At 54.7% G+C, this 11877-nt stretch carries 12 protein-coding genes and 2 pseudogenes; 9 read left to right on the forward strand and 5 right to left on the reverse strand.

Translation table 11 applies throughout. The annotated features are described in order from the left end of the window. Nucleotides 1-5 precede the first annotated feature (5 nt). The 3 genes from artI to BFV63_RS07175 form a co-directional block, all read right to left on the reverse strand. Nucleotides 6-737 (reverse strand): arginine ABC transporter substrate-binding protein ArtI, encoded by a 732-nt coding sequence (gene artI / locus BFV63_RS07165; protein WP_006174322.1) that lies wholly within the window; start codon nt 735-737, stop codon nt 6-8. Between the two features lie 18 nt (nt 738-755). After that, the gene (gene artP / locus BFV63_RS07170; protein ID WP_006809439.1) at nt 756-1484 is read right to left on the reverse strand and encodes an arginine ABC transporter ATP-binding protein ArtP; all 729 of its coding nucleotides are present in this window, start codon (nt 1482-1484) and stop codon (nt 756-758) included. A gap of 226 nt (nt 1485-1710) precedes the next feature. Further along, nucleotides 1711-2229 (reverse strand): lipoprotein, encoded by a 519-nt coding sequence (locus BFV63_RS07175; protein WP_023315717.1) that lies wholly within the window; start codon nt 2227-2229, stop codon nt 1711-1713. 97 nt (nt 2230-2326) lie between these two features. Here BFV63_RS07175 and BFV63_RS07180 point away from each other — a divergent pair, with 97 nt between their 5' ends. The 3 genes from BFV63_RS07180 (at nt 2327) to BFV63_RS07190 (ending at nt 4370) form a co-directional block, all read left to right on the forward strand. Next, nucleotides 2327-2650 (forward strand): heavy metal-binding domain-containing protein, encoded by a 324-nt coding sequence (locus BFV63_RS07180; protein WP_003858361.1) that lies wholly within the window; start codon nt 2327-2329, stop codon nt 2648-2650. Beyond that, entirely contained in the window at nt 2647-3477 is an 831-nt protein-coding gene (locus tag BFV63_RS07185; protein WP_045617792.1) for an N-acetylmuramoyl-L-alanine amidase, read from the forward strand. The genes BFV63_RS07180 and BFV63_RS07185 overlap by 4 nt, the downstream gene beginning before the upstream one ends. 269 nt (nt 3478-3746) lie before the next feature. Then, complete coding sequence (locus BFV63_RS07190; RefSeq protein ID WP_022650695.1) at nt 3747-4370, forward strand: helix-turn-helix domain-containing protein; 624 nt, start codon at nt 3747-3749, stop codon at nt 4368-4370. 3 nt (nt 4371-4373) lie between these two features. On the opposite strand, the gene BFV63_RS07195 is transcribed toward BFV63_RS07190, so the two are convergent. Both BFV63_RS07195 and BFV63_RS07200 read right to left on the reverse strand, forming a co-directional pair. After that, nucleotides 4374-5006, reverse strand: a complete 633-nt coding sequence (locus BFV63_RS07195) for a type II secretion system protein GspB, cryptic system variant (RefSeq protein WP_022650696.1) — start codon at nt 5004-5006, stop codon at nt 4374-4376. After that, nucleotides 5006-6568, reverse strand: a complete 1563-nt coding sequence (locus tag BFV63_RS07200) for an ExeA family protein (RefSeq protein WP_048241092.1) — start codon at nt 6566-6568, stop codon at nt 5006-5008. Before BFV63_RS07200 ends, BFV63_RS07195 begins: the two co-directional genes overlap by 1 nt. A gap of 300 nt (nt 6569-6868) precedes the next feature. Here BFV63_RS07200 and gspC point away from each other — a divergent pair. The 6 genes and pseudogenes from gspC to gspK all read left to right on the forward strand — a co-directional run bounded on the left by gspC (nt 6869) and on the right by gspK (nt 11874). Continuing rightward, nucleotides 6869-7601: pseudogene (gspC, locus tag BFV63_RS07205) on the forward strand (type II secretion system protein GspC). A 13-nt stretch (nt 7602-7614) separates the two neighbouring features. Then, nucleotides 7615-9537: a type II secretion system secretin GspD gene (gspD, locus tag BFV63_RS07210; protein ID WP_048241090.1), complete on the forward strand. Its 1923-nt coding sequence runs from the start codon at nt 7615-7617 to the stop codon at nt 9535-9537. Nucleotides 9538-9551: 14 nt separating this feature from the next. Continuing rightward, nucleotides 9552-9839 (forward strand): annotated as a pseudogene (locus BFV63_RS23500) (type II secretion system protein GspE); the annotation flags it as partial. Further along, nucleotides 9828-10211 (forward strand): type II secretion system minor pseudopilin GspI, encoded by a 384-nt coding sequence (gspI, locus tag BFV63_RS07215; RefSeq protein ID WP_306768587.1) that lies wholly within the window; start codon nt 9828-9830, stop codon nt 10209-10211. The pseudogene BFV63_RS23500 and the gene gspI, both read left to right, overlap by 12 nt. Next, entirely contained in the window at nt 10208-10867 is a 660-nt protein-coding gene (gene gspJ / locus BFV63_RS07220) for a type II secretion system minor pseudopilin GspJ (RefSeq protein WP_045895452.1), read from the forward strand. Before gspI ends, gspJ begins: the two co-directional genes overlap by 4 nt. After that, complete coding sequence (gspK, locus tag BFV63_RS07225) at nt 10864-11874, forward strand: type II secretion system minor pseudopilin GspK (protein ID WP_048241088.1); 1011 nt, start codon at nt 10864-10866, stop codon at nt 11872-11874. The genes gspJ and gspK overlap by 4 nt, the downstream gene beginning before the upstream one ends. Nucleotides 11875-11877: the final 3 nt, after the last annotated feature.

The following is an 11877-nucleotide window of genomic DNA, read 5'->3' on the forward strand; positions in this document are numbered from 1 at the left end:
AGGAATTACTTCTGGAACCATTTTTTGTAGATGGTTTCGTAGGTGCCGTCTTTCTTCACTTTTTCCAGCGCAGCGTTGAATTTCTGCTGCAACTCGGTGTTGCCCTGACGTACGGCAATACCCAGACCTGTACCGAAGTAGTCTTTATCGGTCACCTTGTCACCCACGGCAGCCAGCTTGTCGTTCGCTTTCAGCCATTCAGTCACGACAGCCGTATCCCCGAACACCGCATCGATACGACCGTTTTGCAGGTCCAGTTTCGCATTCTGGTAGCTGTCATACGGCACGGTGGTGATTTCCGGGTGCTTATCCATGATGAATTTCTGGTGCGTGGTGCCGTTCTGCACGCCGACTTTCTTGCCTTTCAGCAGGTCAACGGAGGCGTATTTACCTTTCTGACCGATGAACAGCGCCGAGTTGTCGTAGTAAGGGGTGGTGAACAGAACCTGCTTCTCACGCTCCGGTGTGATGTCCATACCGGCCATTACGGCGTCGATACGGCGGAACTTCAGGCTTGGGATCAGGCTGTCGAACGCCTGGTTGCTGAAGGTACAGGTCGCGTCGATCTCTTTACACAGGGCATTTGCCAGGTCCACGTCGAAGCCAACAATCTTGTTGTTCGCATCAATGGATTCAAACGGAGGGTAGGACGCTTCAGTGGCGAAACGGATGGTCTGGGCTGCGGTAGCGGAAAGGCTGACGCTAGCAAGCAGCGCGGCAATCAATACTTTTTTCATTATAATTTCCCTAACACATCAGTGTGATAAGTAGTTTTTGAAGGCATCGGTTTGCGGGTTAGTGAAGCAGCTCGCGTCACCCTGCTCAACGATATACCCGTTTTCCATATAGACCACGCGGCTGGCGGTTTTGCGCGCCACTTCCACCTCGTGGGTCACGATGACCTGGGTAATGTTGGTTTCCGCCAGCTCACGAATGATACTCACGATCTGGGCAGTAATTTCCGGGTCCAGCGCCGCGGTCGGCTCATCGAACAGCAGCACCGCTGGCTCCATCATCAGCGCACGGGCGATCGCCACACGCTGTTGCTGACCACCAGAGAGATGCAGAGGATAACGGTCGCTGTACGGTTTCAGACGCAGACGTTCCAGCAGCTTTTCAGCGCGCGCCATCGCCTGGTCTTTGCTTAAGCCAAGCACGCGGCACGGGGCTTCAATCAGGTTTTGCACCACCGTCAGATGCGGCCAGAGATTGTATTGCTGGAAAACCATGCCCACGTTTTGACGCAGTTCACGAATCGCTTTATCAGAAGGGGTTTTCGCGAAGTCAAAATGGTTACCGGCGATGGCCAGCGTTCCCGAACGGGGCATTTCAAGCAGATTTAAAACACGCAGAAGGGAGCTTTTTCCCGCGCCGCTTGGGCCAAGCAAAACCAGCGTTTCGCCCTCCGGGCAACTCAGCGTAATGTCGAACAGCGCCTGGTGTGCGCCGTAGAAGCAGTTAATGCCGTTTAGTTTAATACTCATCGGGGCAGTCTTTACTCATCCAGGCAAACTATAGCAATTGAGGCCGCAGATAGTACCGTTGACAGAATAGTTATGCAATATTTATGCGTTAAAAGTTAAATATAACCCGTGTTTACTCTTAAACATAGCACAAAATAGCGACGGGAAAGGGGGGCGAGTATAAATGTCGGCATTCCGCCTGAAATGCCGGACATTTTACGGGGTTAACGTTTATTTAACGGATGCGTTAGCGGTTCTCAATCGACTGGCGAAGGGTGCCTGCCGGGGCATGAACGCTGCCGCCAATGTAGCGTACATCATCTACTGCCCAGCACTGGCCTTCACGGATCATCAGCACCTCATCCTGCCAGGTTTGCGTCCCCTGGGTTAGCTTCACGCGCAGGGGAATATTGCGTGCGTCGGTATTTGGAATGGTGGATGCGCTGGCGACGTCGGCGCTGTCCGGCAGCGTGGCGCGGCTTGAGAACGGATCGGATGACAGCAGGGCGTTATGCTGCGGATCGCGCGAAGCGTCGGTGAGCAGTTTCGCCAGATTATCGCTCAGGTACGGGCGCAGGGCGGTCAGGTCATTACCGCGATGCTGAATACGGTAATCATAAAATTGTTGCGCCACGGCGTCCGGGCCACCCTCAATACAAGGGCCGCTGCGGGTTCCGATATCCTTAAAGGCTGGCGTGACCGGCGTTGTGCAGGCGCTGAGCACCAGCGCGCATGGCACTAAAAGCGTTAAAGCAGAGTAGCGCATGTTGATTTCCTTATTTATTAACTATCCTTTCAATCATAGCGTAACGAACCGATAATGCAGTTGCTAACGCATTGAACGCTAAAGAAGGAGAGAAAGTATGCAGTTTTCAACAACGCCAACCCTGGAAGGTCAACCGATTACCGAGTACTGCGGCGTGGTCACCGGTGAGGCGATTCTGGGCGCGAACATATTCCGGGACTTCTTTGCCGGCATTCGGGATATCGTCGGGGGTCGCTCCGGCGCGTACGAGAAAGAGCTGCGTAAAGCGCGTGACATTGCGTTTAAGGAGCTGGGCGAGCAGGCCAAAGCGCTGGGCGCGGATGCGGTGGTAGGTATTGATATCGACTACGAAACGGTCGGGAAAGATGCCAGCATGCTGATGGTGAGCGTAAGCGGTACGGCGGTGAAAACCCGTCGATGAAGCGTTCGCTCTCAACCCTCCTGCTGGCGATATTGCTGGCAGGATGCGCCTCGGAAGAGGGCATCGTTGATAAAGGCGCGTACGATCTGGATACGCGCCATCAGGCGCAGGCGGCCTACCCGCGTATAAAGGTGCTGGTTATTCACTACACCGCCGACGATTTCGACACCTCGCTTGCGACCCTGACCGATAAAAACGTCAGCTCTCACTATCTCATTCCCGCAAAGCCCCCAGCTCCACAGGGCAAACCGCGTATCTGGCAGCTGGTCCCGGAGAGCGAGCTGGCCTGGCATGCGGGCATCAGCTTCTGGCGTGGCACCAACCGCATAAATGATACCTCCGTCGGCATTGAGCTGGAAAACCGCGGCTGGCGGCAAACCGATGGCGTGAAAACCTTTACCCCCTTCGAACCGGGGCAAATTGCGGCGCTGATCCCGCTTGCCAGAGATATCATCGCCCGCTACGACATAAAACCGCAGAACGTGGTGGCACACTCGGATATCGCCCCGCAGCGCAAAGACGATCCTGGCCCGATGTTTCCGTGGCGCGAGCTGGCGCAGCAGGGTATCGGGGCCTGGCCCGATCCGGCGCGGGTGAATTTTTATATCAACGGCCGACCGCATTATCAGCAGGTTGATACCGCAGCGCTGCTCGATCTGCTGGCGCGCTACGGTTACGAGGTGCCAGAAAACAGCACGCCCGCACAGCAAAAACGCATCATCATGGTTTTCCAGATGCATTTCCGCCCGCAGTTATGGAATGGCGTAGCGGATGTGGAAACCATGGCGATTGCCGAAGCACTTTTAGAGAAATACGGGCAGGGGTAAACCTTCGGATTACCCCCGAGTGAGTATATTTTCTTAAGTTTCTATCAGATTAATCCTAAGTACAAACTCATTTCATTTTTAGTTAATTGACTTAAAATTATCCCGATTTAAGATGGACACATAGCGCGCTAAGTAATGTAGCGAATTAATCAAAAACTTTACTCTTTTATTTTTATTCTTGAGATTTTCATCAGGTAAAAATTTATGGTTCGGCGTAAATGCCGCGGCCATCTTATTTTAAAAAATCACATCTTAAATCGGGTATAACAATGTTAAGCATCTATGGAAAAAAATTACGTCCACAATATGAAATGGAAAGAATTATTTCTGCAACCGCAGGCGTTGAAGAAAAAACGTTAAAGAAATGGCAGAAAATTTCCACTACTGATTCCGGTTACATTCATGTCATCGTCAGCGGCGAAGTCGAATTTCGACGTGAATCTGACGAACTGTGCATGTTTACTGTCACCGGACAATGCCTTTTCGGCCTATCGTCAATGTATTACAACGCCACCCATATGTACGGCCTTGTCCGGACGAATACGGTCGTTCGCTCGATCAAGAAAGAGGTCTTCGCCCAGCTGATGACCGAAAAAAATCTGTGGCCTGACCTGACCAAAGTCCTTTCCTGGTACATATGCGTGATGAGCAAACGTGATGATGTTCTGGTTGCCCGCAGTGCGTATTCTGTTGTTCGTGAATTTTTATATGAGATTAACGATCTGACTGTTCATCAGCAACGTGATATTAACGTTTATGATTACATTCAGGAATACACTAACCTCGCACGTAGTACTATTATCAAAATCCTCTCCGATCTGAAAAAAGGTCAATATATTGTGGTGGAAAAAGGTCGATTGCTTAACCTCACCGCACTGCCTGAAAAATATTAACACCTACTCCCGCCGTTCTCCTTTCTCACTCAAAGGAGAACGGCTATTTCCACTGTTTTTTACACTCGCTTGTGAATTATCCTGCGTTTCGTCAACCGGCGGCGCGGGAATTTTTCCTTGAGAATAATCCTGCTCCTGCTCTTTTAATGCCTGCTTAAATAATTCCGTTAATGATGACTCTTCACTGCTCGTGCTGGCGGGGGCGATATCGTGCTCATGCGCCTCGGTTCCGGGTAAGGTATCCCGCGAGGTATCGTGCGGCACCGCGCCCTCGGGCGCCTGCTGCCAGTCGGCATCATCACTGCTGATCGGCAGATCCTGCATCGGTGGAACATCAACATGCACTGGCGCAACTTTAGGCTGCGGATGCGGGAACGGTTTACTCACGTACACGTAATGCATTTCCGAAAGCTGCGTTTCCGGTTTGGCAACGCTGGCGTTGACCGGTTCAGGTGCCGGGTGGCGCAGGTTCCAGTAGACGTGCATATACAGGCCGACAACCAGCATGGCGCAAAGCCCGACCAGCCATAACGCTGTTTTGCCGAATACGTTTTTCAGGCTGGGGAGGCGGTACGAAAACCAGACCGCTTCCCCGGTTGTATAGCTGCGCTGAGCCGCAAGGCAGATGGTCGACATTAGGCTTTCTTCTCCTGCATTTTTGCGTCCGGGGTGGTGCGGGTTGCCTGAATCAGTACGCCCGGCGTGCTGTTGTTCACGCGCATCAGCTGCATCAGCGTTTCTTCACCGGGGATGCCATCCACGTGCAGATGCATTTTTTGCTGGAACTCGCGGGTGCGTTTCATCATTTCTGCGGTCCAGATCCGGGCATGCGTTTCGGGCTGGCTCAACGCGATGCTTAACTGCTGATCGAGCCAGACCATGTCTTTGCTGTCGCTGGCCGTGCCGATCGCGTCTTTTCCTTCCGGTGTCAGGCGGTGCAACTGGGTGAAGTTGCCGGTCGCATGCCGGTTAAACCAGCTGCGGCTTACCTGCCAGGTCCGGTTATTCATTAACAAGTCAATTGATGTATCTCCGACCCTGGCGACCACTGCATAGTTAAGGTGACCGCTGGTTTTCAGCTCACTGACCCACGGATACCCTTCCTGCGCCAGCGTCTGCGGGGACGCGTTCCCCTGTTTACACATCAGGTTCACTTTAGCGGCGTTCTGGCACAGCGCATCGTCGGCCGAGGCGTCATACCCCCACATGAGATAAAGCTGATGCATCGCATCCGGCTGATTAACTATTTCGTTGTCGATAACCGGCACTACGGCTGCCTCAGGTTTTGGCGTCTGCTGTTTCCAGCTGACGGGCACCGGCAGCTGGATCGGCAGGCGCGCGCCGATCGACGAGGTAAAATACCAGCCGCAGGCGGCAAACAGCACGGACGCAAACAGCCCCACGGTTGCCAGGCGCTTACCGTGTTTTTTGGCGGGCAGGATCTCTCCCGCCGCCAGACGTAAATGGCGTGGGCTGACCTGCGCCGCGCGTTCCGTCCAGGCGGCGAGCATTGACAGGTGTGCCAGAGCGTTCAGTTTGCTGATGTTGCCTTTGGTCAGCGTGTGCATTTTGCGCACGCGGGCAGGCGGCAACGGCGAATGTTCACAGTCGTGTTCTTCGCACTGCGCCTGCACATAGCTCAGGTATTCGCAGCAGGTGAGGGGGCGCAGGACATGATGTGTGTGCGTATATTCGCGCAGTTCAGGTTGCTTTAGCAGGCGTTCCTGCTCCGCAGCACCCGTCAGCACCACGGCGAGCCGGAAGTTCAGCTCCTGGGCGCGCGTGAGCAGCGTTCCCAGGACTTCACGGCAGCTCTCCTTCATGGCTTCGGAATGGGCGATCGTCAGCACTCTGGATTTTGCTTTCCCCTCCTGCCACTGGCGCAGGACGGCATCCACCGCCTGCATGCGATCTTTAATCGCTTTCGTTCCCGGGTAGAGTTTGTACAGCAGGCTACTGGCACTCAGTTTGGGAAACGCGTTGATGGCAATAACGGTATTGCTGCTGGCTTTCAGCGCGTCGATGAAGTGGCTCAGAAGCGGAGCGTCGTCGCAAAAAAGCCCGATAATACCCGCCAGCTGGGTTTTCTCTTTCAGCAGGTTGAACACGTCCTGATGATAAGGCACCAGAAAATCACCGGATAAACGGGTGATTGTCCTGAATGGCGGATTTTTAAAATTAAAGTGGCTCTGATACATAACGACTGACCGTCTCTGATTAGGAATAGCAACAGCAGCAGAAAGTAAGGTAATGCCCCTGAGCGGTCAATTTGCAGACAGGGTAAAAATATCCAGCTGGCCGCGCCTAACATCTGGATTTTATACGGTCAATATTTTTCTGTATGAAAGTTGGTGGCGAAGTCAGTGGTCGTATTTGCAACAGCTTATTACTATTTTCCTCCATATTGGCGCAGTATGACGCTGCTTATTTTTGCTTTGCTATAGGCCGGATAAAAAATGAGGTTCTCATTTCTGTCACGGTGGATAACGCCTTGTATTATGTTTGCGCTGCTCATTTTTAGCGGCCAGCAAGGGTATCTCACCTTAAAAGATTATAAAAAAGTTACGAATAAGTTGGCTAAAGCTGATCTACAGCCGCTGAAAAAAAACGCGCGAAGATAAACCCTTCACGCTTTTTACGGCTGCCGTCCGTCAGGAGAACTTAGCGGATGCGGCAAAAGCCCCGCTGGCAGCGGAGATAGAGGGCATTGTGCGCAGTGATGACGCCTGGCTCTCCTTTGCTGTTATCAAAACCCCAGGCGGTCAGCGAAGCTACCGTGAGGGTGAACCTCTCGCCGGATTTAACGACGCATTTATTCAGGAAATAAACAAAGATAATGTGGTGGTTAATTATGAAGGTGCTACGCAGGTACTGGCGTTAAATAAACCGGACTATTTTAAGGGGGGCGTGGATAGCGGCCCGGTTACAAAATCGACGAAAGATGCTGGCGCAGAAAGTTTGCATCTTGATGATTATCTGGTGTTAAAACCCATCATTGAAAAAGGCCGACTGGAAGGCTACAGGATAAATCCAAGGAATGCCTCCGCCTTTTACAGTCAGTCAGGTCTGGAAAAAGGCGATGTGGCGGTTCAGGTTAACTCTGTCGATATGACCGATGAAGCAAAAGCGAAAAGCATTATTGCCAACTGGTCGAAAATGAAAGAAGCGGATGTCGTCGTGCGGCGTCACGCTCACCTTGTAAATATTCGGGTTAATGTTCTAAACAATTAACAAGTGTGCAGACATGAAAAAATTTCCCTGGGCGTGCGTGGCGCTGACCGCATTGTCGTTATATTCCAGTTCGCTGCTTGCAGCTAACTTTAGCGCGAGTTTTAAAAATACTGATATTCGCGAGTTTATCGATACGGTAGGCCGCAATCTCAACAAAACCATTCTGGTCGACCCGTCCGTCCAGGGCACCGTCTCGGTCCGAACCTACAACGTGCTGACGGAAGATGAGTACTACCAATTCTTTCTGAGCGTGCTGGATCTCTACGGCCTGTCGGTGATCCCGTTGGACAACGGCATGGTCAAAGTGGTGCGCTCAAGCGTGGCGCGTACCGCCGGTGCGCCGCTGGCAGACAGCAAGAACCCGGGCAAAGGTGATGAGATCATCACCCGCGTGGTGCGCATGGAAAACGTACCCGTTCGCGAGCTGGCCCCGCTGCTGCGTCAGCTCAACGATGCCACTGGCATCGGGAACGTGGTGCACTTTGAGCCGTCCAACGTCCTGCTGTTAACCGGTAAAGCCTCGGTGGTGAACCGCCTGGTGGATCTGGTGCAGCGCGTCGATAAAGACGGTATTCAGCGCCGCGAAATCCTCCCGCTGCGCTTTGCCTCTGCCAAAGAACTTTCGGATATGTTGAACAACCTCAACAACGAAGAGCAGAAAGGGCAGAACGCGCCGCAGCTGGCGACCAAGGTGGTGGCGGATGACGAAACCAACAGCCTGGTGATCAGCGGTTCGGAAGATGCGCGCGCGCGTACCCGTTCCCTTATCCATCAGCTGGATCGCGAGCAGAATAACGAGGGGAACACCCGCGTCTTCTACCTCAAATATGCCAGCGCCACCAAAGTGGTGCCGGTGCTGACCGGGATTGGCGAGCAGCTGAAAGACAAGCCGGGCGCGGCCAAAGCGAAAACCGCGAGCGCCTCAACCGATCTGAATATCACCGCCGACGAGTCAACCAACTCCCTGGTGATCACTGCGCAGCCTAATGTGATGAACTCCCTGGAGAAGGTGATCGACAAGCTGGATATTCGCCGTCCGCAGGTGCTGGTGGAAGCGATCATTGCCGAAGTGCAGGACGGCAACGGCCTGGATCTTGGGGTGCAGTGGACCAGCAAGCACGGCGGCGTGCAGTTTGGCGCTACCGGCCTGCCAATCAGCCAGATTAAAAATGGCACCATGAAAGGGGCGAGCTTCACGGGCCTTGCGACCGGCTTCTTTAACGGTGATTTCGGTGCGCTGATGACCGCGCTCTCCACCAACGGCAAAAACGACATCCTCTCCACGCCAAGCGTGGTCACGCTGGATAACAAAGAAGCGTCATTCAACGTCGGTCAGGATGTGCCGGTGCTTTCCGGTTCGCAAACCACCAGCGGCGACAACGTGTTTAACTCCGTTGAGCGTAAAACCGTCGGTACCAAGCTGAAGATTGTGCCGCAAATCAACGATGGCGACATGATCCACCTGAAGATTGAGCAGGAAGTGTCCAGCGTTGACAACAGCGCGACGGAAGATTCGAGCCTCGGCCCAACCTTCAACACGCGCACGATCAATAACGAAGTGATGGTTCACAGTGGCCAGACGGTGGTGCTCGGCGGCCTGATGGAAAATGTGACCAAACAGTCCGTCTCCAAAGTGCCGCTGCTCGGCGATATCCCGCTGGTCGGGCAGCTGTTCCGCTACACCTCGCAGGATACCTCTAAACGCAACCTGATGGTGTTTATTCATACCACCGTCCTGCGTGACGACGACAACTACAGCGCAGCCTCGAAAGAGAAATATGACCAGATCCGGGTGCGCCAGATGCAGCGCGTGGAAGAGAAAAAGCTCGGTATTGTTGAGCCGAGCGACAATGCCGTCCTGCCCGCGTTTCCTTCAGCAAGCCCTCACGTCGCACCGGTGAAAACCTCCGCGGCACGCAATCCGTTTAAAGAGTAAGGCGGAGGGATAACGTGGACGAACTGAGTAAATCCCTGTGTAGCAGCAACTACGCAAAAGATAACGGCGTTCTGCTTTACAACAATGACGTCTATATCCGTGAGGACACCCCGGCGTTAGCACTGCTGGAGGTGCGCCGGGTGCTTGGACGCGCGTTCGTCCCGATCACCCTGGCGCCGGAAGCGTTTGATGAGATGCTGGCCAAAATCTGGCAGCAGAGCAGCGGCGTGTCGCAGCAGCTGGTGGACGACATGGACGCGGATATCGATCTGATGGCGTTAACCGAGGAGATCCCGGATAACGGCAACAAAAAGCAAAAGGGGATGACGCTGCTGGAGGTGATGGTCGCTTTGGTGATTTTCTCCACCGCCGCGCTGGCGCTGATGAACTCGGTCTCCCTGAACGTGCGTTTTACCCATGGCCTGGCCGATACCTTGCAGGCCACTTGGGTGGCGGAAAACCAGCTGGCGGAAGCACAGCTCACGAAAACCGACTTCCCGGATGCTGAACAGCAGGGGACGGAAATCATGGGCGGGCGCAGCTGGAACTGGCGTAAGCAGCGGGTGAAAACGGCCGACAACGTCTGGGCGAATACAATACGCGTGTATGCGGAAGGCGATGAGAGCCAGCCGGTTATTTCCCTGCATATCATTCCGCCGGGAGAGAGCAAGTGAAGAAAATGCGACGCCAGCGCGGATTTACCCTGCTGGAGATCATGATTGCGCTGACTATCTTCGCGGTGATCAGCACCCTGGCCTGGCAAATTCTGGACGGCGCGATGCGTACCAGCTCGGCGACGGATGCCAGCGCCGCAAAGCTCAACCAGCTTCAGCGCGCCTGGAGTCTGATGGAGCGTGATTTTTTCCAGCTTCAGGCGCGCGCCCCGCGTAATGAGCCGGAGCTGTTTCGTCAGGCGGGCGATGCCCTTGAACTGACCACCCTGAATGGCGTGAGCGGAACGGTCCAGCTGGAGCGCGTGCGCTGGCGGCTGGAAGAGGGGCGTTTGTATCGCGACGTCTGGCCGGTCATTGACGGCCCGGCGGATGTTAAGCCTGACGAAGTGCCGATTGTCAGCGGCGTTAAATCATTGCAGTGGCGGTTTTATCGTCAGGGCTGGCTGAAAAGTTGGAGCGACGCCGCCCATCTGCCGGACGGCGTGGAGGTTACGTTGACGATGGAAAACGGGGATACCTGGCGCTGGGTATTCACCACGCCGGGTGATATGCCGGAGGTGGCCGCTGCCGCGGCGCCAGAGAAAGCCGCCGACGCACCTGGGACGCCCCCGGATGCAGCCCCTGCGCCTGCCCCTTCGCCGGAGACCAGACCATGAAGCGGATCCGTCAACAACAGGGCGTCGCCCTGCTGGTGGTGCTGATTTTGCTGGTGATGATGTCGGCGCTGGCCGCCAAAATCAGCCAGCAGTTCTGCCGTAATTTGCAGAAAACGCATTATCAGGTAAGCCAGCAGCAGCTGCGCTGGGCGATGCAGGCCCAGGAAAAAGTGGTTAAGGACCGGTTACAGACCGACGCCAGCGGCGAGAGCAAGCCGCTGGCGCTGGACGGCGACTGGCATCAGCCGCTGGAGACGCAGGGTGAAGATTACACGGTCGTGAGCCAGGTGGAAGATGCGCAGGACTGCTTTAACGTCAATAACCTGTTGACCGCCGACATCGCACCCCAGGGGCAAAGCGCTCCCGCGGTGGCGGAAACACCGCGTAAAGCGCGGATTGTAGAACAACTTCTGACGGAAAGTGGGCTCAGTCGGGGCACGGCGGAGGCGGTCTATTTCCAGCTGGTGGATTATCTCGATGGTGACAGCACCACGGCGAAGGAGGGGGCCGAAAGCGATGCGTGGGCTGGCGTCGTGCCCGCGCGGCAACCGGCAAATCAGATGATGCGCAGCATCGCGGAAATCAAACTGCTGCCGGCGTTCCCTGTTACGGCATATCCAAAGGTGAGCAAGCTGTTATGCGCGCTGCCGGACGCCGCCAGCAAGGTGGACGTGAACACCCTGCAACCGGAACAGGCCGCCGTGCTGGCGGCCATGTTCCCGGGAAAACTCACGCGGGATGACGCCGTTCGCCTGCTGGATTCGCGTCCGGAATCGGGCTGGGAAAATATGGAAGCGTTCAGCAAAGCGCTGGAGCAGGCCTTCCCGCAGTTAAAAGACGATCTCCCGCAGGTGGTGGATCAATTTTCTATAAACAGCCGGTACTTCCGCGTGAATTACACCGGCAATACCGATGAATTAACGCTTCGCGTGGTCAGCCAGCTTCAGGTGAATAACGAAGCCGGTGAGATCGTGACGTGGCAGCGTCGTTACCGAATGATTGAATAAGAA

The sequence above is a fragment of the Enterobacter hormaechei subsp. xiangfangensis genome, from assembly GCF_001729785.1.
GTDB lineage: Bacteria > Pseudomonadota > Gammaproteobacteria > Enterobacterales > Enterobacteriaceae > Enterobacter > Enterobacter hormaechei_C.